24 protein-coding genes and 1 pseudogene are annotated in these 23,985 nt (G+C 73.4%); 6 read left to right on the forward strand and 19 right to left on the reverse strand.

The features are described from left to right. Positions 1–184: 184 nt before the first annotated feature. The 6 genes from ACN28A_RS37480 to ACN28A_RS37505 all read right to left on the reverse strand — a co-directional run bounded on the left by ACN28A_RS37480 (position 185) and on the right by ACN28A_RS37505 (position 4,193). Positions 185–457: a DUF4235 domain-containing protein gene (locus ACN28A_RS37480; RefSeq protein ID WP_421403678.1), complete on the reverse strand. Its 273-nt coding sequence runs from the start codon at positions 455–457 to the stop codon at positions 185–187. Continuing rightward, positions 454–765: a DUF3618 domain-containing protein gene (locus tag ACN28A_RS37485; protein WP_421403680.1), complete on the reverse strand. Its 312-nt coding sequence runs from the start codon at positions 763–765 to the stop codon at positions 454–456. Before ACN28A_RS37485 ends, ACN28A_RS37480 begins: the two co-directional genes overlap by 4 nt. Next, on the reverse strand, positions 762–1,193 hold the full coding sequence (locus ACN28A_RS37490; protein WP_421403682.1) for a phage holin family protein: 432 nt from the start codon (positions 1,191–1,193) through the stop codon (positions 762–764). The genes ACN28A_RS37485 and ACN28A_RS37490 overlap by 4 nt, the downstream gene beginning before the upstream one ends. Before the next feature lie 405 nt (positions 1,194–1,598). Beyond that, positions 1,599–2,816, reverse strand: a complete 1,218-nt coding sequence (locus ACN28A_RS37495) for a mechanosensitive ion channel family protein (RefSeq protein ID WP_421403684.1) — start codon at positions 2,814–2,816, stop codon at positions 1,599–1,601. A gap of 131 nt (positions 2,817–2,947) precedes the next feature. Next, the gene (locus tag ACN28A_RS37500) at positions 2,948–3,775 is read right to left on the reverse strand and encodes a DUF1206 domain-containing protein (RefSeq protein WP_421403686.1); all 828 of its coding nucleotides are present in this window, start codon (positions 3,773–3,775) and stop codon (positions 2,948–2,950) included. 82 nt (positions 3,776–3,857) lie between these two features. Further along, positions 3,858–4,193, reverse strand: a complete 336-nt coding sequence (locus tag ACN28A_RS37505; protein ID WP_278066237.1) for a hypothetical protein — start codon at positions 4,191–4,193, stop codon at positions 3,858–3,860. A gap of 100 nt (positions 4,194–4,293) precedes the next feature. Here ACN28A_RS37505 and ACN28A_RS37510 point away from each other — a divergent pair, with 100 nt between their 5' ends. The 3 genes from ACN28A_RS37510 (at position 4,294) to ACN28A_RS37520 (ending at position 6,980) form a co-directional block, all read left to right on the forward strand. Then, the gene (locus tag ACN28A_RS37510; protein ID WP_421403688.1) at positions 4,294–5,547 is read left to right on the forward strand and encodes a cysteine desulfurase-like protein; all 1,254 of its coding nucleotides are present in this window, start codon (positions 4,294–4,296) and stop codon (positions 5,545–5,547) included. Between the two features lie 2 nt (positions 5,548–5,549). Further along, positions 5,550–5,828, forward strand: a complete 279-nt coding sequence (locus ACN28A_RS37515) for a GNAT family N-acetyltransferase (protein WP_421404853.1) — start codon at positions 5,550–5,552, stop codon at positions 5,826–5,828. 111 nt (positions 5,829–5,939) lie between these two features. Next, positions 5,940–6,980 (forward strand): PQQ-dependent sugar dehydrogenase, encoded by a 1,041-nt coding sequence (locus ACN28A_RS37520; RefSeq protein ID WP_421404854.1) that lies wholly within the window; start codon positions 5,940–5,942, stop codon positions 6,978–6,980. 53 nt (positions 6,981–7,033) lie between these two features. Here the strand turns inward: ACN28A_RS37520 and ACN28A_RS37525 are convergent, their stop codons facing one another. Continuing rightward, positions 7,034–7,810 (reverse strand): DUF6042 family protein, encoded by a 777-nt coding sequence (locus tag ACN28A_RS37525; RefSeq protein ID WP_421403690.1) that lies wholly within the window; start codon positions 7,808–7,810, stop codon positions 7,034–7,036. A gap of 90 nt (positions 7,811–7,900) precedes the next feature. Continuing rightward, positions 7,901–9,418, reverse strand: coding sequence for a glycoside hydrolase family 3 protein (locus ACN28A_RS37530; RefSeq protein WP_421403692.1), 1,518 nt, complete (start codon positions 9,416–9,418; stop codon positions 7,901–7,903). 161 nt (positions 9,419–9,579) lie between these two features. On the opposite strand from ACN28A_RS37530, the gene ACN28A_RS37535 reads away from it, so the two are divergent. The 3 genes from ACN28A_RS37535 to ACN28A_RS37545 all read left to right on the forward strand — a co-directional run bounded on the left by ACN28A_RS37535 (position 9,580) and on the right by ACN28A_RS37545 (position 12,277). Next, positions 9,580–9,753 carry a hypothetical protein gene (locus tag ACN28A_RS37535; protein WP_421403694.1) on the forward strand — a complete coding sequence of 58 codons (174 nt, stop codon included), beginning with the start codon at positions 9,580–9,582 and terminating at the stop codon, positions 9,751–9,753. 182 nt (positions 9,754–9,935) lie between these two features. Further along, positions 9,936–11,636, forward strand: a complete 1,701-nt coding sequence (locus ACN28A_RS37540; protein ID WP_421403695.1) for a RecQ family ATP-dependent DNA helicase — start codon at positions 9,936–9,938, stop codon at positions 11,634–11,636. Positions 11,637–11,770: 134 nt separating this feature from the next. After that, positions 11,771–12,277, forward strand: coding sequence for a hypothetical protein (locus tag ACN28A_RS37545; RefSeq protein ID WP_421403697.1), 507 nt, complete (start codon positions 11,771–11,773; stop codon positions 12,275–12,277). A gap of 158 nt (positions 12,278–12,435) precedes the next feature. Here the strand turns inward: ACN28A_RS37545 and ACN28A_RS37550 are convergent, their stop codons facing one another. The 11 genes and pseudogenes from ACN28A_RS37550 to ACN28A_RS37600 all read right to left on the reverse strand — a co-directional run bounded on the left by ACN28A_RS37550 (position 12,436) and on the right by ACN28A_RS37600 (position 23,937). Next, a complete protein-coding gene (locus ACN28A_RS37550) occupies positions 12,436–13,356 on the reverse strand; it encodes a spermidine synthase (protein ID WP_421403699.1) in 921 nt (306 codons plus the stop codon). Further along, positions 13,356–14,516: a type III PLP-dependent enzyme gene (locus ACN28A_RS37555; RefSeq protein WP_421403701.1), complete on the reverse strand. Its 1,161-nt coding sequence runs from the start codon at positions 14,514–14,516 to the stop codon at positions 13,356–13,358. Before ACN28A_RS37555 ends, ACN28A_RS37550 begins: the two co-directional genes overlap by 1 nt. 14 nt (positions 14,517–14,530) lie before the next feature. Further along, complete coding sequence (locus ACN28A_RS37560) at positions 14,531–15,421, reverse strand: hypothetical protein (RefSeq protein ID WP_421403703.1); 891 nt, start codon at positions 15,419–15,421, stop codon at positions 14,531–14,533. Positions 15,422–15,606: 185 nt separating this feature from the next. Further along, positions 15,607–15,978, reverse strand: coding sequence for an adenosylmethionine decarboxylase (gene speD, locus ACN28A_RS37565; RefSeq protein WP_421403705.1), 372 nt, complete (start codon positions 15,976–15,978; stop codon positions 15,607–15,609). Between the two features lie 241 nt (positions 15,979–16,219). Further along, positions 16,220–17,200, reverse strand: a complete 981-nt coding sequence (locus ACN28A_RS37570) for a DNA topoisomerase IB (RefSeq protein ID WP_421403707.1) — start codon at positions 17,198–17,200, stop codon at positions 16,220–16,222. Between the two features lie 307 nt (positions 17,201–17,507). Beyond that, positions 17,508–18,335, reverse strand: a pseudogene (locus ACN28A_RS37575) (glycosyltransferase family 9 protein); the annotation flags it as partial. Further along, positions 18,332–19,000 (reverse strand): SDR family oxidoreductase, encoded by a 669-nt coding sequence (locus tag ACN28A_RS37580; RefSeq protein WP_421404856.1) that lies wholly within the window; start codon positions 18,998–19,000, stop codon positions 18,332–18,334. The gene ACN28A_RS37580 and the pseudogene ACN28A_RS37575, both read right to left, overlap by 4 nt. A gap of 239 nt (positions 19,001–19,239) precedes the next feature. Beyond that, positions 19,240–20,916, reverse strand: a complete 1,677-nt coding sequence (locus ACN28A_RS37585) for a PfkB family carbohydrate kinase (protein ID WP_421403709.1) — start codon at positions 20,914–20,916, stop codon at positions 19,240–19,242. Beyond that, positions 20,913–21,758 (reverse strand): D-sedoheptulose-7-phosphate isomerase, encoded by an 846-nt coding sequence (locus ACN28A_RS37590; RefSeq protein WP_421403711.1) that lies wholly within the window; start codon positions 21,756–21,758, stop codon positions 20,913–20,915. The genes ACN28A_RS37585 and ACN28A_RS37590 overlap by 4 nt, the downstream gene beginning before the upstream one ends. After that, a complete protein-coding gene (locus ACN28A_RS37595; RefSeq protein WP_421403713.1) occupies positions 21,755–22,975 on the reverse strand; it encodes a glycosyltransferase in 1,221 nt (406 codons plus the stop codon). The genes ACN28A_RS37590 and ACN28A_RS37595 overlap by 4 nt, the downstream gene beginning before the upstream one ends. Continuing rightward, positions 22,960–23,937 (reverse strand): glycosyltransferase, encoded by a 978-nt coding sequence (locus ACN28A_RS37600; protein ID WP_421403715.1) that lies wholly within the window; start codon positions 23,935–23,937, stop codon positions 22,960–22,962. Before ACN28A_RS37600 ends, ACN28A_RS37595 begins: the two co-directional genes overlap by 16 nt. Positions 23,938–23,985 lie beyond the last annotated feature (48 nt).

Here is a 23,985-nt window from a genome sequence, read left to right on the forward strand (position 1 = left end):
GATCGCGACCGGGCGGCCGGAGACATCGACGGTACGAGCGCTCCGAGGGCCGGCCAACCACACCAAAACGGATCAGCCGGAACTTTCCTCGTCGATGCGACCGACCGCAGTACCGCGCGATCGGCGTGGACCCGGACGACGACCGGAACGGTCGTACGCCGAGCAGGTCACCAAGGGACCGGCGTCAGTCGGGCCAGCGGCCCGTGAACCGGCGTACCCCGACCGCGCCGCCCCGGTCGACGGCCGCGCGGACGACCGAGAAGATGGCCCCCTGCAACGCGGCGGCGGCCAGGATCTCGCCCCAGCCGCGATCCTCGTCGGTCGGGTCGGGCGCCTCGCCGTCGCCGGCGGTGAACTTCCAGACCTGCCGGAAGACGGCACCGGCAGCCATCCCGGCGGCCATACCCAACAGGATGCCCACCGGCCGGTAGGCCACCTTGCTGACTGTCCCGCTCACCCGCGCCTCCCTCGCGCCACCAACACCACGACCGCCAGCGCCAACGCTCCGGCGGCCACCATCGCCCAGGAGACCGGATGGCGCAACGCCACCGAACCGGCGTCGTGCACCGAGGACCGGACCGTGGCGGTGGTCTGCCCGGCCCGCTGCTTCACCCGATCCCGGGTCTGCGCAGCCGATTCCTTTAACCGGGCCTTGACGTCCGCCTTGGCGGCCAGCGCCTGCACTGTCGCACCCAACTCGGCCCGGGTCTGCCGGATCTCCGCCCGGAGCACCTCCGGGTCACCGGAACCGTTGCTGCGGCTCATCCCTGTCCCCTGTCCCGGACCGCCGAGGTCACCGTGCGCACGTCCGCGCGCAGGCTGTCCGCGGTCGCCTTCGGCATCGGCGGCGCCGCCCGGCGTACCCGCTGGCGGCCGACCAGGGCGAGGATTCCGGCCACGGCGAAGAGCAGTACGGCCACCACAAGCGCCGCCGCCCAGGCCGGGATCACCAGGGCCAGTGCCAGCACGCCGGCGGCGACCAGGACGCCGAGCCCGTAGAGCGCCAGCACACCGCCGCCGCCGAAGAGGCCCACCCCGATCCCGGCGTGCCGGCCCTTCTCCGCCAACTCGATCCGGGCGAGCGCCAGCTCGTCACGTACCAGCCGCGACACCTGCTCGGCAGCGCGCTGCACCAGTTCCGCGGTGGACTGCTCCGCGACCGGTCGAGCGGGATCGCGTACGACGTCGGCCATGCCGTCCTCCTTTCCCGGTTCCCGGGCTGTATGCCCCGGTGACCGGCGGTTCAATCCTGGTGTCCGCGATCGCACCGGCCGTCCGGTCGCCCCTGTCCGCCGGCCGGGCCGTTCCCGCCCCGGCACGGTCGGCGGCGGCGCGGCCGGTCCGCCGGTTCCGGTGCGCCGGGACTTCCCGTCGGCGTACCGCTGGAGTCAGTGTCCGCCACCAGGCGCTCCGATGGCGGCCGATCCGGCAGGACGACCACCCTGCGGGCAACGCCGGACCTGCCGGTCGGCGCGGCACCGGGCAGGGCAGGGCAGGGCAGTCGGCGCGGCACCGGGCAGGGCAGTCGGCGCGGCACCGGGCAGGGCAGTCGGCGCGGCACCGAGGCGGTCGGCGCGGCACCGGGCAGGGCCGGCCGGTCAGCGCTGCGGCGCCTCGGCCGGCTCGTCGGGGCCGACGAAGGCACTGCTGCGGGCGTCACCGTCGTCGGTGCCGCCGAAGAGCCGGGCGTCGTCGTGCGGCTCCTTGTCGGTCCGCCGACGCTCGACGGCGGCGCCGGGCGCCGGGCGGCGCGGCTCGATCCACTGCCAGGGCAGCCGGCCGGCCGCGGCACCGACCTCTGCACGCAGCCGGGGCAGCGCGCTCGGCCGCTGCTCCCGCAACCAGCCGACGAGGTGCTCGCGGACCAGGCAGCGCAGGTCCCAGAGCCTCGGCGCGTCGGCGGCGCTGACCAGGGCGCGCAGCCGGACCATCCCGCCGACCGCGTCGGTGACCTGGAGTACGCAGGTCCGTCCGTCCCACAGCTCGGTACCTTCCACCAGCCGGCGCAACTCCTCGCGCATCGCCTGGACCGGCACCGACCAGTCCACCTCGAACTCCGCGGTGCCCAGCACGGCGGCCTGGGTACGGGTCCAGTTCTGGAACGGCTTGGTGGTGAAGTACGACGTCGGCAGGATCAGCCGCCGCTCGTCCCAGAGCTGCACCACCACGTAGCTGAGGGTCAACTCCTCGATCCGACCCCACTCCCCCTCGACCACCACCACGTCGTCCAGCCGGACCGCGTCGCTGAACGCCAGTTGCAGCCCGGCGAATACGTTGCCGAGCACGCTCTGCGCGGCCAGCGCGGCGACCACGCCGATCACGCCGGCCGAGGCGAGCACGCTGGCACCGACCCCGCGCACGCTGGGAAAGGTCATCAGCATCACGCCGACCGCCAGCACCACGATCACCGCGATTGTGACCCGGCGCAGCATGACGATCTGGGTCTTGATCCGCCGGGCCTGCCGGTTGTCCGGCACGTCCGTCCGGAACCGGGCCAACGCGGTGTCCTCGCTGACCAGCAGCAGCGAGGCGATCAGCCAGGCGGTGGTGGCGATCACCGCCAGCACGAGCAGGTGAAGTACGGTCTGCCGCCAGGGCGTACCGACGCCGTAGCCGGTGCTGAACCGCAGGCCGAACTGCACCGCCAGCACCGTGGCGGCGACCTGGAACGGGCGGTGCGAGTGTTCGGACAGTTCGCTGAGCAGCACCGACCGTCGGCCGAGTCGGCGTACGGTCCGGTGCACCGCCTCCACCACGGCGAGCGCGAAGACCGCCGCCCCCACCGTGACGATGATCGTCCACAGATAGCTGTCCACCAATGCTCTTCCTTCCACGCCGAAGCCGGGTGCCGCTGCGGGATCACTCCCGAGCCGCACCCGGCGGGCTGCGAAACGTCGTGTGTCGGATGACTGTCGTCTGTCGGATCACTCCGGTCGGGGCAGTCGGATCACACCTTCCGGTACTTGGCCTGCACCACGCAGTACAGGGCGAAGGCGGCGATGCCCAGGGCCACCAGAGTGAGCAGGATCGACCCGAACGCCTGCTCCCGCAGGGTGTGCAGGGCGCCGTCCAGGCCGCGTGCCTGCTCCGGGTCGTAGTTGATCGCGGCGGTCAGCACCAGCAGCCCGGCGATACCGTACGCGACGCCCTTGGCGACGTAGCCGGCGACGCCGAGCCGGCGGGCCAGCTTGCGGGTCTGCGGGCTCATCTGGCCGGTCTTCAGGTGCCGCTCGAACTTCTTGACCGCGCCGTACCAGACCAGCCCGGCGCCGAGGGCCGCCACGGCCAACCCGATCAGCCCGACCAGGAACCGGCCGCCGGACGAGGACATCAGCTGCTCGGTCATCGCCTGCTGCTTGTCCGAGCTCGACGCGCTCGCCTGCTGCACCACCTGGTAGGACGTCCAGGCGAAGTAGAGGTAGAACAGCGTCCGGCCGACCGAGGTGACCCGTTCCACGGTCCGTTCGCGGCCGCGGTACTCCTGGTGGCCGACGGCCGCCTCGAACGCCTGCCAGATAGCCATCGCGAGCAGGCCGATCCCGACCGCGCCGACCAGGAACTTGCCCAGCGGCTGGGCGGCCAGGGTACGCAGCGCACCGGACTGGTCGCCGTCGGCGGCCGGCTTGCCGAAGGCGATCTGCAGTGCCAGCCAGGCGAAGAGCAGGTGCACGAGCCCGTAGCCGAGGAAGCCGGCCCGGGTGAGGATTTCCAGGGGCTTGCTGTTGGCGGCGCGGGTCGCGCTCGCTCCGGCGGTAGAAGTCGCTGACATGGGCATGTCAATCACCGAACGGGAAGATTTCCAAACGTCCGGGGCCGGCGGCGGCCTGCCGGGAGACCGCCGTCCGGCCCGGCCGCACTCAGCCGGCGTTGCGACCGATCCGCACCACCACCTGGTCGGCGTCGGCGCTCTGCACGGTCGCGTACAGGCCGCCGACCTCGGTGGCCTGCTGGCCGACGGTGAGCGACAGCTGCTCGCCGGCGACCTCGAGGGTCACCCGGTCGCCGTCGACGCCGACCAGCTTGGCCTCGACCCCGAGGATGCTGGCCTGGGCGTCGACGCCCCGGTCGAAGGTCACGGTGCAGGCGTCCAGCCCGCAGTCGGTGGTGGCGCCCTCGGAGGAACAGCCGGCCAGGACGGCCACACCGAGGGCCAGGCCGGCGACGAGGCCGGCGGCGCGACGGACGGTGGTCATTCGGCGGTACGGGGGATTCGTCACCCCGCCAACGGTACCCGGCGTGATCCAGGCAACGTCCCGGGCGGAGCCGGCGGCGACGACGGTTATCGTGCCTGCCATGCCGTTCGAGATCGCCCGGGTCCGGGCCGCCTACCCCGCCCTCACCGAGGGATTCGCGCACTTCGACGGGGCCGCCGGCACCCAGGTGGCCGCCCCGGTCGCCGACGCGGTGGCCGGCACCATGCGGACCGCGGTGGCCAACCTGAGCAGCGCGCACCTTCCCGGACGGCGCTCCGGTGAACTGGTGGCGGCGGCCCGCCAGGCGGTCGCGGACCTGGTCGGCGGCGCCCCGGACGGGGTGGTTTTCGGGCCGAGCGCGACCGCGCTCACCTACCACGTCGCCCGGACGCTGGCCCAGCGGTGGCGACCCGGGGACGAGGTGGTGCTCTCCCGGCTCGACCACGACGCGAACGTCCGGCCCTGGGTGCAGGCCGCCGAGGCGACCGGCGCGGTCGTCCGGTGGGCCGGGTTCGACCCGGAGACCGGCGAACTGCCGACCGATCAGTACGCCGAACTGGTCGGCCCGCGGACCCGGGTGGTGGCGCTCACCGCCGCCAGCAACGCGGTCGGCACCGTGCCGGACGTGGCCGCGATCGCCGCCACCGCGCACGCCGCCGGTGCGCTGGTCTACGTCGACGGGGTGCACGCCACCCCGCACGGCCCGACCGACGTCGCCGCGCTCGGCGCCGACTTCTATGTGACAAGCGCCTACAAGTGGTCCGGCCCGCACCTCGCCGCCGTCGTCGCCGACCCGGAGCGCTGGGCGGAACTGCGCCCGGCCAAGCTGCTGCCCTCGCCCGACCGGGCGCCGGAGCGGTTCGAACTCGGCACCCCGAGCTTCCCGCTGCTGGCCGGGATCCGGGCCGCCGTCGACCATCTGGCCGGGCTGGACCCGGCGGCCACCGGCGACCGCCGCAGCCGGCTGCGGGCCGGTCTCGCCGCCGCACTGGAGCACGAGAACCAGCTCTTCACCCGGCTGCACCGGGGGCTCGCCGAGCTGCCCGGGGTGACCGTGTACGGCTCGCCCCGGCACCGCTGCCCCACCATCTCGTTCCGGGTCGCCAACCAGCACCCCGGGCGGACCGCCGCCGCGCTCGGCGAACACCGGGTCTGCGTCTCGGCCGGCGACTACTACGCGTACGAGTACTTCTCGGCACTGGGCCTGCGGGAAACGGGCGGTGCGGTCCGGGCCAGCGTCTACCACTACAACACGGCCGAGGAGGTCGACCGGCTGCTCGCCGAACTCGACCGGCTGGCGGTGGGCGGGGTCACCGGCGGATCCGGGCCGGTAGGTGCAGAATTGCTCCGGTGAGCATGATCGTCGAAGAGAACCCCGCCCGTCGCCGCTTCGAGATCCTGGTCGACGACGCCCTGGCCGGCTTCATCGGCTACCAGGTCGTCTCCGGGACCATGGTGCTGGCACACACCGAGGTCGACAAGCAGTTCGAGGGCAAGGGGGTCGGCAGCGCGCTGGCCCGGGGCACCCTCGACCAGCTCCGCGACCGGGGCGAACAGGTCCGGGTCACCTGCCCGTTCCTGCTCGCCTTCCTCGACCGGCACCCCGAGTACGCCTCGGTGGTCGTCGAGGACTGATCCCGCCCGGCCGGGGGTACCGGAGGCCGGTTCCGGTGGCGGGCTACCGTCGTATCCGTGGCGGAGCCGGAAGTGCGCACGACGGGCCGGGCGGGTCGGTGGATCGCGGTGCTGGCCGTGGTGGTGGTGCTGGCCGCCGCCGTCGTCGGGGTCGGGCTGTGGCGGGGCTGGTTCGCCGACCCGTCGGTCTCGGACGCGCCCCGGGCCCGGGCCGGCACGGTGCGGACGGTGGTGGCGGACCTCGAGGCGCCCTGGGGGCTGGCCTTCCTGCCCGACGGTTCGGCGCTGGTTACCGAGCGGGACAGCAGGCGGGTCCTCCAGATCTCCGGCGGCACGGCCCGGGAGGTGGCCCGGATCGAGGAGGCGACCCCGGCCGGCGAGGGCGGCCTGCTCGGCCTCGCCGTCTCCCCCGACTACGCCACCGACCGCTGGGTGTACGTCTACTACACCGCCGCCGAGGACAACCGGGTCGCCCGGCTGCGCCTCGGTGAGCCGGCCCGGGAGGTCGTGCTGAGCGGCATCCCGCGCGGCTCGCGCACCCACAACGGCGGGCGGATCGCGTTCGGCCCGGACGGCATGCTCTACGTCGGCACCGGGGACGCCGGGGACCGCGACGCCGCACAGGACCGGAACAGCCTGGCCGGCAAGATCCTGCGGATGACCCCGGACGGCCGGCCCGCCCCGGGCAACCCGTTCGGCGACACCCTGGTCTACAGCTACGGGCACCGCAACGTGCAGGGTCTCGGCTGGCACGCCGACGGCACGATGTACGCGGCCGAGTTCGGCCAGAACCACTACGACGAGCTGAACCGGATCACGCCGGGCGGCAACTACGGCTGGCCGGAGGTGGAGGGCGACTCCGACGACTCCCGGTTCGTCGCACCTGTCGCCACCTGGGGCACCGACGAGGCGTCCCCGAGCGGGCTGGCGGTGGTCGGCGACCGGATCTGGCTCGCCTGCCTGCGCGGCCGGCGGCTCTACCGGATCGGCACCGACGGGCAGGGCGCCGAGGCGCTGCTGACCCGCGAGTACGGCCGGCTCCGGCACGTCGCCGCGGCACCGGACGGGTCGCTCTGGGTGCTCACCTCCAACCGCGACGGGCGTGGCTCGCCGGCCGACGACGACGACCGCATCCTGCGGGTCGCCCCGTAGCCCCGTCCCTCTTCGACGGAGGGCGGTCAGACGGCGTGCTCCGGCGCGGGTAGTCAGACGGCGTGTTCCGGCGCGGGTAGTTCGGTGAACGGGAAGCGGAGCCGGAAGTCGGGCCAGGGCACGCTGAGCCGTAGCCGGTCGCCGGCCCGGCCCGCGTCGATGCCCAGCTCGGCGATCTGGTTGAGGTCCGCGAGCGAGCGCCGGGCCTGCTCCTCGGTGACACCGGCCGCACCGGCCAGGCTGGTCAGGCTGGTGCTGACCACCCGACGACGCCAGCGCCGCCGGGTCCGCTGGGCCAGCCGGCGGATCGCGATCGCCACCAGTACGGCCTGGTCGTCCCGCTGGGCACGGGTCTCCAGGTCCCGCTCGGCCGCGGAGAGCGGCAGCACCTCCAGCGGGTCGCGGTCCAGTCGGGGCACCACCCAGGGATCGCCGCCGTCGGCCTCGGTCAGCTCGAAGAGGCCGAACGCCGCCAGGCAGAGCAGCAGCTCGCCGACGGTGTGCGGAACCGGCACCTCGCGCCGCCGGCACATCTCGGCGAACAGCTCGATCCGGGTGGCCCGGACCCGGACCATCCAGGCGTAGTGCTGCCGGGCGTGCAGCTCGGCGTCCTCGGCGTCGCGGCCGGCCCGACGCCGCCGGGCGCGGTCCACCCACTCGTCCACGCTGCCGGGGTCACACCACGCCGAACCGTCCCAGGGGACGGTCGTCGACCAGGCCGACCGACGGAACCGGGAACTCCCGGGCACGACGGTGAGGTAGACGAAGGCGCAGGGTAGCCACCGGATCCAGGACGGGGTGAGGGCGGCCCGCTGCCAGCGAGGGGTCACCGGACGAACGATACCGCGACTCGCCGTGAACGTGGGGGCACCCTTGGTGACAGTCGTGGTACTGATCGCCGGCAGCCGGCGACAGTCCGGTCAGGACCGACCGGCCAGCACCTCGGCGGCGGCCCGGCCGGCCGCCCGGGTGGCGCCGTAGGTGGCCAGGTGGACCCGGCCGGTGACCACCTCGGGTACGCCGAGTTCCACCACCGCCGCATCCGGCCGGTCGGCCAGGATCCGGCGTACCACCGCCGCCATCCAGGCGTGTCGGTGCAGGTCACGGACCACCAGCACGAGTGGCCGGCCGGCCGCCCCGGCCAGTGCGCCGGCCGGCGGCGCATGGTCGGCGGCCAGGTCGGCGGGGGCGAGTCGCAGGGTCGTGGTGCCGGGCAGCAGGGCGGCCAGCGGACCGCCCACCCCCCACGGCGTCTCGGCGCCGATCGCGATGTTGCGGGGCGGCTCGAACTCCAGCACGTGGGCCGGGCCGGTCAGCGGCAGCACGGCCGGGCCGGCGCCGTCGGTGCGCCGGACCGCCCGGCGCGCCGCCGCCAGCCCCAGTGCGGAGCCGTCCGGGCCGGCGGGTGTCCACCCGGCGCCCTGGCCCCGGGTGGCGGTGCTCCAGGCGGCCAGCAGGCCGACCCGCTTGGCCGCCTCGACCAGCCGCTCCTCCGGAAGCACCCCGGCGAGCACCGCGTCGACGATCGCGTCGCGCAGCCGCAGGGCGTCCGCCTCGTCGGCGTGCTCGCCGCCGACACAGATCGCGTCGGCCCCGGCGACCAGCGCCCGGACCGTCGCCCCGGCGAAGCCGTACCGGTCGGCGACCGCGCGCATCTCGATGGCGTCGGTCACCACCACACCCTGGAAGCCCAGCTCCTCGCGGAGCAGGTCGGTAAGCACCCGCCGGCTCAGCGTCGCCGGCCACTCCTCGTCGATCGCCGGAACCAGCAGGTGCCCGGTCATCACCGCCTGCACCCCGGCGTCGATCGCGGCCCGGAACGGCGGCAACTCGCAGGCGTCGAGGCGGGCCCGGGAGACCGCGATCCGGGGTACGTCGAGGTGCGAGTCGACGCTTGTGTCCCCGTGCCCGGGAAAGTGCTTGGCGCAGGCGGCGACCCCGGCCGACTGGAGGCCGCGTACCCAGGCGGCGGTGTGCCGGGCGACCAGCCCCGGGTCGGCGCCGAAGGACCGTACGCCGATCACCGGGTTGTCGGGGTTGGCGTTCACGTCCGCGTCCGGGGCGTAGTTCAGCGCGACGCCTGCGGCGGCCAGTTCGGCGCCGAGGTCGCGGGCGACCGCCTCGGTCAGCCCGGTGTCGTCGACCGCGCCGAGGGCCAGGTTGCCGGGGCGGGAGCTGCCCTGCCGGGACTCCAGCCGGGTGACGTCGCCGGCCTCCTCGTCGATCGCCACCAGCACGTCCGGCCGTTCCGCCCGCATCGCCTCGGTGAGCGCGGTGACCTGCTCGGCGTCGACCACGTTGCGGGCGAACAGCACCACCCCGCCGAGCCCTTCGCCGAGCCACCGGCGCACCCAGTCCGGTGGCCGGGTGGTGCCGACGAAGCCGGGCTGGAGCACCGCCGCCGCCAGGCTGGCCAGGTTGTCCGTCGTTCCGCTCATCCGGCCGGTTCCCCCCGTATCTACAGTGGACAGCCGCCACCTGCGACAGCGGCGGGTGCTGCCATGGTCACACCCGTCCAGCAAATAGTCAATAAACCTTCCTATTACCCGGAACGGCGCCGCTGTGTGAGATCGCCGTAGTTCCGTGCGACAGTGCTGGAATGCAGTCCAGCATCCCGCCGGCCGGGTCGCGGCTCACCGAGCTGCCGTACCGCCTGCTCGCCGCCGAGGAGACGAGCTGGTTCGACATCCCCGGCGTGCAGATCGTGGGCGCCATCCTCGGCACCGTGCTGCTGGTCGCGGCGCTGCGCGCGATGTTCGGCGGCCGACGCTAGTCGTCGCCGAAGCCCGGGTCGGTCGCCGCCGGAGCCCACGAGCGGTACTCATCCGGCTACCCGGCTACGCCGATACATCGGCAGCTTCCTATGCTGTCCTGCTTGCCGGCCATCTGCGCGGCGTACCGGTGATCGGCGTCGACCGTTTCGGGGCCGTGCCGCCGGGGTACCTCCGGCGACCGATGAAACTGCCACCCCTGCACGCCAGCCGGCTCCGCCGTGCCGCCAGGCACCGCTTCGGCTGGCGCTCGCTGCGCCCCGAACAGCTCACCGCGATGCGAGCGGTGATGCGCGGCCGGGACGCCCTCGTCATCCTGCCGACCGGAGCCGGAAAATCGGCCGTCTACCAGGTCCCGGCCACACTGTCGACCGGACCGACGGTGGTGATCTCACCCCTGCTGGCCCTCCAGCAGGACCAGATCGCCGCGCTCAACGACCGTGGCCAGCCGGAGCTGCGCGCGGTGCGGATCAGCTCGGCGGAGAGCGCCGGCCAGCAGGCCGCCGCACTGGACGAGGTCCGGTCCGGCCGGGCCCGGTTCCTGTTCACCACCCCGGAACAGCTCAGCAACCCGGAACGGCTGGCCGAGGTACGCGCCCTGCGCCCGGCGCTGGTCGCGGTCGACGAGGCGCACTGCATCTCCGCCTGGGGACACGACTTCCGCCCCGACTACCTGGCGCTCGGACACCTGATCCGCGAGCTGGGCCGCCCGCCGGTGGTGGCACTGACCGCCACCGCCTCGCCCCCGGTCCGGGACGACATCGTCGAGCGGCTCGGCCTGCGCAAGCCCAAGCTGGTGGTCTCCGGGCTGGACCGGGCCAACCTGTTCCTGGAGGTCGCGAACTGCGCCACCGAGGACTACCGGTGGCGGCGGCTGACCGCCCTGCTCCGCGCCGAGTCCCGTCCCGGGATCGTCTACGTGCCGACCCGACGGGCCGCCGAGGAACTCGCCGAACGGCTGACCGCGGCCGACTTCCCGGCGAAGTACTACCACGGCGGGATGCCGGCCGGCGCCCGTGAGGAACTGCACGAGGACTTCCTCGCCGACCGGGTACCGATCATGGTGGCGACCTCGGCGTTCGGGATGGGGATCGACAAGCCGAACATCCGCTGGGTGGTGCACATGGCCCTGCCGGACGCCCCGGACAGCTACCTCCAGGAGATCGGCCGGGCCGGCCGGGACGGCGAGCCGGGCCGCGCGCTGCTGCTCTGGCGGGCCGAGGACGTCGGACTGCGCCGGTACTTCACCGGCGGCGCCCCGGACACCGAGGAGCTGCGCGACCTCGCCGCGCTGCTCCGGGACGGACCGACCACCCGGACGGCGCTGCGCGAACGGACCGGGCTCGGCGCCCGCAAGCTCGGCCAGCTCCTCGCCCTGCTGGAACAGGTCGGCGCCGCCGACACCCGACCGGACAACCGCCTCGGCAGCCCCCGGTACGCCCCGAAGCCCGTCGACGCGGCCAGCGCCGCGCTGGCCGAGGCGGAACGGCAGCAGACGGTGCAGCGGTCGCGTACCGACATGATGCGGGCGTTCGCCGAGACCCGGAGCTGCCGGGGACAGTTCCTGCTGGCGTACTTCGGCGAGCGGCTGCCGAAGCCGTGCGGACACTGCGACAACTGCCACGCCGGGCTGCCCGGGAGCACTCCCCCGGGCAACAGCGGGAACCGGGGCGCCGCCACCGGCCGCCGGGGCGGTCGTGCCGCACCCGGGCCCGAGGAGCCGTTCCCGGTGCACAGCGCGGTCCGGCACACCGAGTGGGGCTCCGGAATGGTGCTCAACTACGAGGCCGACCGGATGACCGTGCTCTTCGACGAGGTGGGCTACAAGACCCTGTCGGTGCCGGTGGTCCGCGAGCAGGGCCTGCTGGAGCCGGTCGAGGACTGACCAAGGGTCTCCCGGGGTACGGGTCAGTGCAGGCCGGCGGAACCTTCGCCGACGCCCGTACGGCGATTCGGTTTGCCCTCGGTCACGCCGTGCCGTGGGATGTGATGGATTGTACTCAGTGGAGGGAGGTTGCCGTGACCGAGCAACCGCTGTACGCGAGCGAGTTCGGATTCTCCGACGACGAGTGGGGACTGCTCGTCGGTCTGCCGCAGTCGGTGCTGACCGCGGCCAGTGCCGCCGAGTCGGACGGCAGCCGCCGGACCCGGTCGGAGAACGCCGCCGGGCTGGAGAGCATCGCCGCCGGGCGGGAGATGGCCAGCCCGCTGGTCGCCGCCGTCGCCGGGGAACTGGTCACCCGGATCGGTGACCCGGAGGTCGGCGAGGAGTTGCCGGCGATCGAACCCGACGACCCGAAGGCGTACATCGCCGACGTGCTGCAACGGGCCGGGGCGGCGTCGAAGCTGCTCGCCGCCCGGGTCTCCGAGGGCGAGGCCGGTGCGTACCGGCACTGGCTGCTCACCATCGCCGAGCACGTGGTGACCGCCGCCTCGACCGGCGGGGTACTCGGGCTCGGCGGCGACGAGGTGACCGAGTCGGAACGCCGGTTCCGCGACGAACTGTCCCACGTACTCAACGACTGAGGGGCGGACGGACCCGACGACGCCCCCGTACCGCCACAGGGCCGGTGCGGGGGCGCGTCGCTGGCCGGGCCCGGTCGGTCAGCGATCGGGGACGTCGCGGACGAACCCGCGCCAGGCGGCCGGGCCGCACGCCGGCGTCGAACGCACTCCGGGATGGCTCATGCTCCGCCGCCGGCTCGAACCGACGAGGTATCCGAATCAACCGTCCGCCGGGCCTGGTGTCTGACGCTGAAGGGCGCGGTCGAGTTTCCGCTGAGCGCATCGCCGTCGATCGTCGACGCACGATAGGGCAGGGAGTCCAGCCGGCGGGTCATCGCCGACCGGGGATCCGGCACGTGGTCGGCACGCCCGAACAGGAACGCCCACTCATGCTCGTCGGAGCCGTAGTAGACGACCGTCCCGAACGTCTCCCGAAAACGGATCCACGCTTTCTTGAGAGACTCGTTGCGCCAACCGGTCGGACACCCGGCCTGGGTGGCGACGACGCCGCCGGCCGTGAGCAGCGCACCGCACGTCCGAAGGAAGTCGGCGCCGAAGATCCGACCATGAGGGGCGGGCACGAGCCTCTCGTCGGGAAGGTCCAGGACTATCACGTCGTAGCGGCGCCCTTGTTCGACCGCAGCATGCACGTAGTCCCAGCCGTCCGCGTAGTGCAGCCGGATCACACCGGCACCCGCCTCGGCGGAGGCGAGCTGCTCTTTCGAGTAGCCGTAGGGCAGGTGGCTCGCGCAGAGACGCACCGCCTCAGGGTCGATGTCCACATGGTCGACGAGAGTGGCCCCCGCCGCGACGGCGATCTGACCGGCCACACCCTCGCTCGAGCCGACGACGAGGACGGAGTCGACTGATTCCGCCAGCGTCAGCGCGGGAACCATGAGAGCTTCATGATATGTACGCTGGGTGGACTCGGAACTCTGTCGATCACCCTCTGCGAACAGGGTCACGCCGTGCACCGTCCGCCCGATCAACAGTTGCTGGTAGGCGGTGGACCCGGACCAGAGGACCTCGTCGACGCGCCACACCCGGGACACACCGTCACCCAACGACTCCGCCATCAGCAGGGGTGAACCGCCGCTCATCAGAGCTCCACTCCGTTCGCCGGAAGAAACAGGTCCGAAGTCGGTTCTCCGCCGGTCGTCGTCATCAGAGGTCTGCCGGCGTCGCCATGTGTCCCGACACAGATGACCTGAAGGGGCGGGATTCCGTTGAAACCCACGGAGGAGTAGCTTGCGGTGTACGCCCCCGTGTTGTGGATCCTGATCCGATCACCCGGCCCGAGATCGAGTGGCAACCGGTAGCGCGCATTTTGATAGAGGATGTCGTCGCCGTCGCAGGTCGGCCCGGACAAGATGACCTCCTCGGTGGGAGCACTGTGCGCGCGAACGAGCGACAGCGGATATTTGATGGCCTCGTTCTCGACTTCCGGCAGCCCGTTGTAGCGACCGACATCGAGGAAAACCCATCGAAGGTCCGTGCCGGCCGGTCGCCGACTGACGAGCACCACCTCGGCTTCGACGATTCCCGCCGGAGCCACAAGATAGCGGCCCGGCTCGACCATCACCTGCGGCCTCACGGTGAAGAGGTCGGCCACCAGGGTATGAACGAGCCGCGCGATGTCGACGAGTTCGAGACACGCCCGATCGTACGAGACGGGGAACCCACCGCCGATGTTCAACCGACCGATCGTCACCCCGGAGGACTCCACCGCACGGCTCACCTCTGCCGCCGCGACGATGCATTCGCGCCAGGCATCGATATCGTTCTGCTGCGATCCCACGTGGAAGGCGATGCCGGGTCGCAGACCGACCTCGACCGCGCGCAGGACCGCCTCGACGGTTTCGGCCGGGCCGCACCCGAACTTGTTCCCGAACGGTCCGACGGCGCCGGAGCCGGAGGCGACCATGCGGATCGACACCTCGGAACGCGGAGCGAACTGGGCGAGATTCTCAACATCGCTGATCGAGTCACTGGTGAAGTGGGTGACGCCCAACTTGTGGGCGGCGGCGATGGCCGAAACCTTCTTGATCGGGTTACTGAAGACTATGTCGGCCGGCTGGGCGTCACAGGACAGGCACAATTCGAGCTCCGCAACACTGGCCACGTCGAAGCCGACACCGGCCGAGACGAGAGCGCGAAGGACAGGCGGCGCCGGATTCGCCTTTACCGCATATCGGATGTCGGTTGCCGGAAACAGCGACTTGAACAGGTCTGCCCGCTGGACCACCAGGTCGGTGTCCATCACAAGGTACGGAGTCAATTGGAACCTCTCGACCCCGGGTCCAGAATCCCTTCCGACCGGCCGAGGCTACAGGTATCGGTGAGGTGTGCGACGATGCCCTCGCCGACGGGTCCGCCACAGCCCGCTGCCATCATGATCCTCAGCACATCCGTCAGCTCGACAAATCGGCGGGGCGAGAAGACGTCCGCCGACACGCTGCTTCTGATCTCGTCCGCCATGTTGCGGATGAGCGCAGCCTGAGCGTCGGCGACCGGCATGACCGGAAGCGCGTCAACAAGGAGATCGGCGAAGCTCAGTACCGACGTCCTGAATGCCGTCGAACCGTTTTGTTCGACGCAGTCGACCCCATGGCGGACCGACAGCGGTGCACACGCCGACGGGTTGCGGACCTCAGACGTGCGATATGCCGAGACGGGGGCTGCGGCCACGTCCCGGCGTAACATGGGATGGGTGGTTGCGATCGGGGGGAGCGGCTCCGAAATCTCCCTGCCGTTTCTCAGCAAGAGCCGCCGCCAGTCGGAGTGATCCAGGGGCTCGAGTGAGTGTCGGGTGCATCGCGCACTGTCGATGAGCGTCGCCCTGCTGCGCCCGACGGCGCGAGTGGCTTGCTCGATCTGCCGAATGCGCCACCGGTCGTCGATGAATTCGACGTGCTGGATTGTGCCGGCGATGTGGAGTTCGCTGTCGAACCCGGACATGACCTCTTCGGCGTGCACGTCCCCTGCGGACCGGTCGGTGCTGTAGAAGCAGTCGGCGAGCTTGATCAGGGAGCCGTCCGCACGCCGGGGAACCCGCTCCTCCCCGTATCGGTCGCCGATCATTCTGTCGATGGTCCCGAGCTGGTGGTAGAAGTCTTCGCGGATGTTCCAGTGAACCCCTATGGCCGGGGCTCCGCGCATCTCCACCCCGACGCATCGCCTGCCCATGGCTACCGACCACAGAAGTGCCATCATGTTCGTGGCGCCCAGGCCCAGTGCCAGGAATTCGGGATGGGCCGCCGGGCTCGGCACCCCACCACCACCAACCTGCGGTGACGGGCGTCCGTTCGTATTGGCGTACACGCCGATCTCCCCTACGAAACGCGTGTCTTTCAGCGGAGGGCGGGCAGAGGGCGGACGGTGGATATCGCCGCGGTGGCCGGGCGGCCCCTGACTCCACTCACCACCTCGACCAGATCGGCCTCGTCGACCGAGCTGCTGCAACAGAAGACGTCGACGGCGAGGTACTGCAGTTCCGGCCACGTGTGCAGCGCCACGTGTGAACTCGAGAGGATAGCCAGGGCCGTGATCCCACCGGTCGGCTCGAATACGTGCGAACAGAAGTTGAGGACGGTGGCGTGGCAGACCTCGGCCAGCGCGTGCGTGAGTGATCGCATCTCGTCGACACTCCGCAGGGCGGTCGGATCCGCGCCACGCGCATCCACGCTGAACTGTTTGCCGACGCGTTCCATGCTGAAGTGCATCGGAGGCGTTTCGGCCGCAAGGCCGCCGGGTTGCGTCTCGGGCGCACCGTGCAAAAGCGGCCTCCGGGTGGGTGAGGGGTCCGCCGATAGAGATGCGCGCACGCGCGAGGAGCATCTCCACCGACCGGCGGCGGCCTGTTGGAGAACGTTCGGCACGCGCTGGTCCCGAACGTCGACCGACGTATGGAAAGCTTGTTTACGGAACCACGACGTGTCAAGGGGCGAGGTGGTGGCGGATTCGTCAGCGGGCGAGCAGGGCAAGGACGGCGGGTTCGGCTTCGGCGTCGGTGCTGTCCGGGGCCAGCTCGGCCACCGTGCCGTTCTGGTAGAGGTCGAGCAGGCGCGGGTCCACGTAGGAGGCACGGGCCACCGCCGGAGTGTTGCCGAGCCGCCCCGAGACCCGGCGCATCGCCTCGGCGATCACCCGGCGCCGGGCGGTCACCGAGGACTGCGGCCCGGCCTCGGCGAGCGCCCGGCACGCCCACAGGGTCGCGTGCCAGGTGCGGAAGTCCTTCGCCGTCATCTCACCCCCGCTGGCTGTCCGCAGGTAGTCGTTCACCTCGTCGCTGCGTACGTCCCGCCAGCTCCGGCCGTCCCAGTAACCGAACAGCCGCTGCGCGGCACGCCGGCGCCGACGCAGTTCCCGCAACACCCGGCACGCCTCGGCGTCGTCGACCCGGAGCACCTGCTCGATTCCGCCCTTGGCCGGAAACTCGAAGACCACCGCCCCCTGCCGGGTACGGGTGTGCTCGGGCCGGAGCGTGGCCACCCCGTACGTCGGGACGTCGCCGGCCGCGTACTGGTCGCTGCCGATCCGGAAGGCGCCCATGTCGAGCAGCCGGGCCACGGTCGCCAGTACCCGGGGACGGCGCAGTCCCCGCCCGGCCAGGTCGTCCCGGACCCGTTCCCGCAGCACCGGCAGCCGGGCGGCGACCTCCAGCACGTGGTCGAACTTCGCCTGGTCCCGCCGGAGCCGCCAGGTCGGGTGGTAGAGGTACTGCCGACGGCCGGCCGCGTCGACGCCGACCGCCTGGATGTGCCCGGCCGGATGTGGGCAGATCCAGACGTCCTTCCAGGCGGGCGGGATCACCAGTTCACGGAGCCGGGTCAGCTCGTCCCGGTCCCGGATCGGCTGTCCCCGGGTGTCCAGGAAGACCACGCCCCGGCCGTGCCGGCGCCGGCCGTAGCCCGGCGCGGACAGGTCGCTACGCCGCAACCGCACGGCGCTCCCGCCCCGCCCGCCCGAGCCGGTCGACCTCGTCCGCCGCCGCCAGCACCTCGTCCACCCCGATCGCGGCCAGCCCCGGATGGATCGGAACGGCGTCCTCCGACCCGAGACTCCCGGCCGGCACCGACCCGGGACTCCCGACGGACGTCGACCCGGGACTCCCGACGGACGTCGACCCGGGACTCCCGACGGACGTCGACCCGGGACTCCCGACGGACGTCGACCCGGGACTCCCGACGGACGTCGACCCGGGACTCCCGACGGACGTCGACCCGGGACGCCCGGCGGACGTCGGCAGCGGGTCCGTGGCCCGGTGCAGGACCCGGTGCCAGGGCCGGTCCGGCGGCGGGCCCCAGAGCTGTGGCGGTACCGGACCGAACAGCACCACCGACGGCGTCCGGTACGCGGTGGCCAGGTGCGCGACCCCGGTGTCCGTACTCAGCACCAGGCGGGCGTGTGCGACGACGGCGGCCAGCTCGACCAGGCTGAGCCGGCCGGCCAGGACCGCCGTGTCCGGCAGTCCGGCCCCGGTCACCACCCGCCGCACCAGGTCCCGCTCGGCCGGTGAGCCGGTCACCACCACCCGGTGCCCGGACCGGCTCAGTTCCCGGGCCAGCGCGGCGAACCGCCCCGCCGACCAGCGACGCTCGGTACCCTTGCCGCCCGGGTGCAGCACCGTCGCCCCGACCGGCACCTGCCGGGGCGCCGGGCGGCGCAGGTCCAGGTCGTCCGGGTCGCACTCGACGCCGTACCAGCCGAGCAGGCGGCACCAGCGGTGCACCTCGTGTTCCTCGGCCCGCCAGTACGGGCCGTCGAGGTGGCCGGCCTCGGCGCACCGGTAGCCGCAGAGCCGTTCCGGCCTCGCGGCGGCGAGCAGCCGGTGCGACCGCGGTCCCCGGCCGTGCAGGTTGACCGCCCAGTACGGTGCCGGCCCGGTCCAGTCGACCGGGTCCAGCCCGTCGGTCGGCCGGACGTCGTCGACGTCGCCGACCAGCTCCACCAGCGGGGCGAGCCACTGCGGGGCGGCCACCGTCAGGGTGTGCTCCGGAAACGCGGCGCGCAACCCGCGCAACGCCGGCACCGCTGTCGCCAGGTCACCCACGCCGAGTGCCCGCAGTACCAGGATCACGGATAGGACGTCTCCCGGTCGGCGCAGACCACCATCTCCCGGATCGCGCATCCGGGCGGTTGGCGCAACGCGAAGAGTACGGCCTCGGCGACGTGCGCCGGATCGTTGAGTACGGCGTCGACGCCCGGCCGGTACTGCGGCTCGCGCTCGTCGAAGAAGGCGGTGCGCATCCCGCCCGGCACCAGCAGGGTCACCCCGACAGTTCCGGCGAGTTCGGCGGCGAGCGCCCGGGTGAGGCCGACCACCCCGAACTTGGCCGCGCAGTACGCGGTGGCGTCCCCGACCGCCTTCACCCCGAGGGTCGACGCGACGGTGACCACCGTGCCGCCGGACTGTTCGAGGTAGGGCAGCGCGGCCCGGATCACCGCGGCGGTGGCCAGCAGGTCGACGGTGACCACCCGTTCCCAGGTCTCCGCCGGCACCTCGGCCAGCCGCCCCGGCACGTCGATCCCGGCGGCGGTGACCACCCCGGCGAGTCCGCCGGCCTGCTCGGCGAGCTGCCGGACGGCCGCCTCGGCGGCGCGGGTGTCGGACAGGTCGCAGGCCAGCCACGGTACGGGGTCGGCGGGCGGCTGCCGGTCCAGCACCAGCGGCCGACCGCCGGAGTTGCCGATCGCGGCGACCACCGCCGCGCCGAGCCCGCTGGACCCGCCGCTCACCAGCACCGCCCCGCCGGACCCACCGGGACCCGTGCCGCCGGACCCACCGAAACCCGCCCCGCCGGGCCCACCGCCTCCCGTGCCGCCGGGCTCGCCGGGACCGGCGACGCCGAATCCACCGGGGCCCGCTCCGCCGAAACGTCCGGGACCCGCTCCGCCGGACCCGCCGGCACCCGCGCCGCCGGCCGGTGCGCCGTCGGCGGGGCGGGGGGCCAGCGCGCCGCCGGCCCCGTCCAGGCCGCCGCTCACCGGGTCCGTCCCACCGGTCCGCGGCCGCTGCGGGCGGCAGTGATCATTCCGGTGGTGGAGCGCCCGTCGAGGTAGGGCACCACCACCGTGTGTCCGCCCCAGCGGTGCATGATCTCGGCCTCCGGCAGTTCCGGCCCGTCGGCACCGGTGCCGTAGTCGCCGCCCTTGACCCAGATGTCCGGCCGCAGCCAGCAGAGTGCGGCGTGCGGGGTCGACTCGTCGAAGACCACCACCGCGTCCACGCAGCCGAGCGCGGCCAGCAGCCGGGCCCGGTCGGCGTGCCGGACCAGTGGCCGGTCCGGGCCCTTGAGCCCGGCCACGCTCTCGTCGGAGTTGACGCAGACCACCAGGCAGTCACCGAGCTGGCGGGCCGCCTCCAGGGTGGCGACGTGCCCGGCGTGCAGCAGGTCGAAGCAGCCTCCGGTGGCCACCACCGTGCCGCCGGCCGCCCGGACCCGGGCGACCACCTCACCGGCGGCCCGGGGACCGATCCGGTCGCTCCAGTCCACCGCCGTGATCGGCACGGTGTCCCTGTGCCGGGCGTTTCCCGGGCGGCGGCGCACCGGCCCGGCTCGCCCGGCCCGCTCCGCCGCCGGACCGGGCACCCCCGCGGCCGTTTGCGCGTCGACAGCCGGCCGCGCACCAACAACCGGCCGCGCATCCACAGCGGGCCGCGCATCCACAGTCGGCCGCGCACCGACAACCGGCCGCGCATCGACAGAGGGCCGCGCATCGGCAGTCGGCCGCGCATCGACGGTCGGCCACGTGCGCCGGGCCGGAGCCGCGGGTACGGCGCTGGCCACCCCGCCGGCCGCCACGTACTCCGACGCCTCGACGACGGCGTGCTGCACCGCCTCGGAGACCAGTGCCCCGTCGGCCAGCGCCACCGTGGCGGTGGCGGCGAACCGGTCCCCGGCACCGCAGGTGTCCCCGTCGGCGCAGGTCGGCGACGGCACCGCCAGTGGCGTCGAACCGGCGTGACAGAGCAGCGCGCCCTCACCGCCCATCGTCACCACCACCGCACCGACCCGCCAGCGCTGCCGCAGTGCCTGGGCGTACCGGGTCGCGCTGGCCAGCCGAGAGCCGCCGGTCGCCAGCCCGGCGAGTTCCCGGGCCTCCACCTCGTTCGGGGTGGCCAGCCGGACGCCGGGCACCGCCGCCGGGCCGCGCGGGTGCGGATCCCAGACGATCGGGGCGGCGGTGCCGGCCAGTGCCGCCCGCAGCGCCGGCAGCCGGGCCACCCCCCGGCCGTAGTCGCTGACCAGGATCCCGGCCGCCCCGGCCAGCAGGTCGAGCACGGCGTCGCTCGGCTCGCCGGGTGAGCCGGCCGGTCCACCGCGGTCGTGCCGGAGCAGCACCCGGCCCCGGGTGCGCAGCCGGATCTTCTCCGGGGTCGCCCCGGGCAGCGGCAGCCCGTAGACCTGCACCCCGGCCGCGGTGAGCAGGTGGCTGAGCCGGGCGCCGCCCTCGTCGTCGGCGAGCGCGGTGACCAGGGCGACGTCGTACCCCCGTCCGGCGGCGAAGAGGGCCGCCAGGCCCGCCCCGCCCGGCCGGTCGAGACAGTTGTTCTCGTCAAGCACCGGCACCGGCGAGTCCGGGCAGAGCCGGTTCACCACACCCTCCACGTCCCGGTCGAGCAGTGTGTCGCCGACGACGACGATGGTCCCGGTCACGGCACCTCCTCGGGTCCGCCCGGCCGGAGCGTCCCCGGCACCCGCAGCACCAGCTCGTCCTCCACCCCGGACGGACGCACCGGGCCGGAGTCGGGCAGCCCGGCGCCGACCTGACCGCTGCCGACCTGGCCGCTGCCGACCTGGCCGCTGCCGACCAGCCCGGGGCCGACCAGCCCGGGGCCGACCGGATGGGCCGGTGCGGCACCGGCCGACGCCGTCGCCCTGGCCACCGCCGGGGCCGGGCCGGCGTGACCGGCCGGACCGAACGGCACCGGCAGGTACGCGTCGACGTAGCCGCAGAGCACGTGTGCCGAGACCAGGTGCAGCTCCTGCACCACCTGGGTGTCCGGGCAGGGTACGGCGAGCACCTCCGTGCAGGCGTCGGCGAGCGGGTTCGGGGTCGGGCCGGTGAACGCCCAGCAGCGCATCCCCAGCTCCCGACCGGCGCGGGCGGCCCGGACCAGGTTGGCGCTGCGCCCGCTTGTGGAGAGCAGCAGCAGTACGTCGTCGGGGCGGCCGTGCGCGCGTACCTGCCGGGCGAAGACCTCGTCGAAGCCGTAGTCGTTGCCGATCGCGGTCAGCGAGGAGGTCTCGGCGCAGAGCGCGATCGCCGAGAGCGGGGCCCGGTCGTCGCGCAGCTTGCCGACCAGCTCGGCGGCGAGGTGCTGCGCCTCGGCGGCACTGCCACCGTTGCCGGCGACCAGGATCCGGCCGCCACCGGCGAGCAGCCGGGCCAGTTCGTCACCCCAGCGGGCCAGCCGGGCGGCGGCGGTCCGGTACGGCAGCAGCGCCGAGGCGAGCCCGGCCAGGTGGCTGTCCAGCAGCTCCATCGACACGCTCATCCGGCGACCACCCCGCTCGGCCGGCGCACCTCGCTGACCGCCGTGTAGACGGCGGCGATCTGGTCGGCGGTACGCGTCCAGGAGTACCAGCGGCGGGCCCGGTCCAGAGCGGCCGCGGCGTACCCGTACCGGCGTACCCGGTCGGCGAGCAGGTTCCGCACGGCGGTGCCGAGCGCCTCGGGGTTCCGGGGCGGCACCAGGTCGCCGGTGCGCCCGTCCGCCACCGTGTCGGTGAGCCCGCCGACGGCGGTGCCGACCACCGGCACCCCGCAGGCCATCGCCTCCAGCGGGGTCAGCCCGAACGGCTCGTACCAGGGTGCGGCGACAAGCACGTCCGCCGACCGGTACCAGTAGGGCATCTCCTCGCGGGGCACCGCGCCGATCAGGCGTACCCGGTCGGCGACCCCGACCTCGTCGGCGAGCGCGCGCAGCCGGCGGACCTGGGGATCGTCGTCGACCTCGCCGGCCGGCGGACCACCGACCACCACGCACTCGGCGTCCGGGATCGTCGGCATCGCCCGGATCAGGTCCTGGTAGCCCTTCCGTTCGACCAGCCGGCCGACGGTGAGGATCCGGGGCCGGCCCGGCACCCGGGGCACCGCCGGCCCGTCCGGCGAGAAGGTCGTGTCGTTGACCCCGGACGGGATCACCGTCATCCTGCCCTGCGGCACCCCCATCCGGACCAGCTCGCGGACCTCGTCCTGGCTCTGCGCGATCACCCGGTCGACCGCCCGGCCCAGCGCCCGCTCGTAGCCGACCCGGCGGGCCGGGCTGGTGTCGGCGGCGCCCTGGTGCCGCCGTTTCACCGTGCCGAGCGCGTGGTAGGTCTGCACCACCGGAATCCCGCACTGCCGGCCGGCGGCGATCCCGGCCAGCCCGCTCATCCAGAAGTGCGCGTGCACGACGTCCGGCACCCACTCGTCGCCACGCCAGCGCGCCACCAGCCACCGGCTGAAATCCTTCATGTACGGCAGCAGCTCGTCCTTGGCGATCGGCTCCGCCGGCCCGGCCGGTACGTGCATCACCTCCACCCCGGCGCGCAGCCGGACGGTCTCCGGCGCGTCCGGGCTGTCCCGCCGGGTGTAGACCCGCAGCTCGTGGCCGGCCTCGGCGAGCGCGGCGGAGAGTTCGGCGACGTGCGTGTTCTGCCCACCGGCGTCCTCGCCGCCGAGTACCGCGAGCGGGCTGGCGTGCTCGGAGATCATCGCGACGCGCATAGTTCCTCCTCCAGCAACCGGTCCCAGTCGGTCAGGAACCGGTCCAGGCCGTACCGGGCCTGCGCGACCTCGCGGGCCCGCCCGCCGAGCCGGCGGGCGGTGTCGGGCTCCGCCACCAGCTGCCGGGTGGCCGTCAGCAGGGTGTCGATCCGGGTGGAGAGCACACCCGCGTCCGGCGGTACCGCCTCGACCGCCTCGGTGGCACCGAGCACCACCACCGGCATGCCCATCGCCATCGCCTCGACCAGGCTCAGCCCCAGCGACGTCCACCGGCACAGGTGCAGGTACGCCCGCCGCCGGGCGATCTCGGCCTGCATCCGCCCCTGCGGCAGGTCGTCGTAGACGGCGAGCCGGTCGGCGGGCAGTCCGAGCCGGTCCGGCAGCCCGGCCACCCCCATACCGAAGACGTCCAGCGGGGCGATCTCGGCGAAGTACGGCAGCAGGTCGGTGCCGGTGACCCGCCAGCGGCGTACCGGCTCGTTGACCACCACCGCCAGCCGGTCGAGTTCGCCGGTGTAGCCGGCGGTCGGTGCCACGATGCCGTGCTCGACGACGGTGGTCCGGGTGCTCCCGGTGTCCCAGTAGAGCGCGTTGAAGTGCGTGACGTGTGCGATCAGCAGGTCGTCCCGGTCGGCCAGCGGGTGCCGGCTGTTCGGCACGTCCCCCTGCTTCGGGGTGTTGTGCTCGACGAAGACCGCCGGCAGGTCCCGGCCGACCCGCCGACCGGTCCACTCGGCGACCAGGTCGATCTCCTCCGGCCGTTGCAGGATCACCAGGTCGACGTCGGCGCCGGCCAGCTCCTCCGGGGTCACCTCGTCGACCGTGTCCGGCCACTGGTAGGTGCGGGCCCGGCCCAGCCCGTACGGGCCACGGTCCGGGGTGACCGGGACCAGGTAGCGGTGCTTGCCGTGCACGAAGGCGGTGGTCCAGGAGCCGTGCACGTGCCAGAGCAGGATGTTCACCGCCGCACCTCCTCCGCACCGGCCAGCGCCGCCGCCACCGGTCGCACC

Source organism: Plantactinospora sp. WMMB782, from assembly GCF_049179135.1.
GTDB lineage: Bacteria > Actinomycetota > Actinomycetes > Mycobacteriales > Micromonosporaceae > Plantactinospora.

Excerpts from the sequence above, each read along its gene's own strand:
- ACN28A_RS37485 (WP_421403680.1), bottom strand. The coding sequence starts at position 765 with ATGAGCCGCAGCAACGGTTCCGGTGACCCGGAGGTGCTCCGGGCGGAG.
- ACN28A_RS37490 (WP_421403682.1), bottom strand. The coding sequence starts at position 1,193 with ATGGCCGACGTCGTACGCGATCCCGCTCGACCGGTCGCGGAGCAGTCC.
- ACN28A_RS37500 (WP_421403686.1), bottom strand. The coding sequence starts at position 3,775 with ATGCCCATGTCAGCGACTTCTACCGCCGGAGCGAGCGCGACCCGCGCC.
- ACN28A_RS37505 (WP_278066237.1), bottom strand. The coding sequence starts at position 4,193 with ATGACCACCGTCCGTCGCGCCGCCGGCCTCGTCGCCGGCCTGGCCCTC.
- ACN28A_RS37510 (WP_421403688.1), top strand. The coding sequence starts at position 4,294 with ATGCCGTTCGAGATCGCCCGGGTCCGGGCCGCCTACCCCGCCCTCACC.
- ACN28A_RS37515 (WP_421404853.1), top strand. The coding sequence starts at position 5,550 with ATGATCGTCGAAGAGAACCCCGCCCGTCGCCGCTTCGAGATCCTGGTC.
- ACN28A_RS37530 (WP_421403692.1), bottom strand. The coding sequence starts at position 9,418 with ATGAGCGGAACGACGGACAACCTGGCCAGCCTGGCGGCGGCGGTGCTC.
- ACN28A_RS37535 (WP_421403694.1), top strand. The coding sequence starts at position 9,580 with ATGCAGTCCAGCATCCCGCCGGCCGGGTCGCGGCTCACCGAGCTGCCG.
- ACN28A_RS37540 (WP_421403695.1), top strand. The coding sequence starts at position 9,936 with ATGAAACTGCCACCCCTGCACGCCAGCCGGCTCCGCCGTGCCGCCAGG.
- ACN28A_RS37550 (WP_421403699.1), bottom strand. The coding sequence starts at position 13,356 with ATGAGCGGCGGTTCACCCCTGCTGATGGCGGAGTCGTTGGGTGACGGT.
- ACN28A_RS37555 (WP_421403701.1), bottom strand. The coding sequence starts at position 14,516 with ATGGACACCGACCTGGTGGTCCAGCGGGCAGACCTGTTCAAGTCGCTG.
- speD (WP_421403705.1), bottom strand. The coding sequence starts at position 15,978 with ATGCACTTCAGCATGGAACGCGTCGGCAAACAGTTCAGCGTGGATGCG.
- ACN28A_RS37590 (WP_421403711.1), bottom strand. The coding sequence starts at position 21,758 with ATGAGCGTGTCGATGGAGCTGCTGGACAGCCACCTGGCCGGGCTCGCC.
- ACN28A_RS37595 (WP_421403713.1), bottom strand. The coding sequence starts at position 22,975 with ATGCGCGTCGCGATGATCTCCGAGCACGCCAGCCCGCTCGCGGTACTC.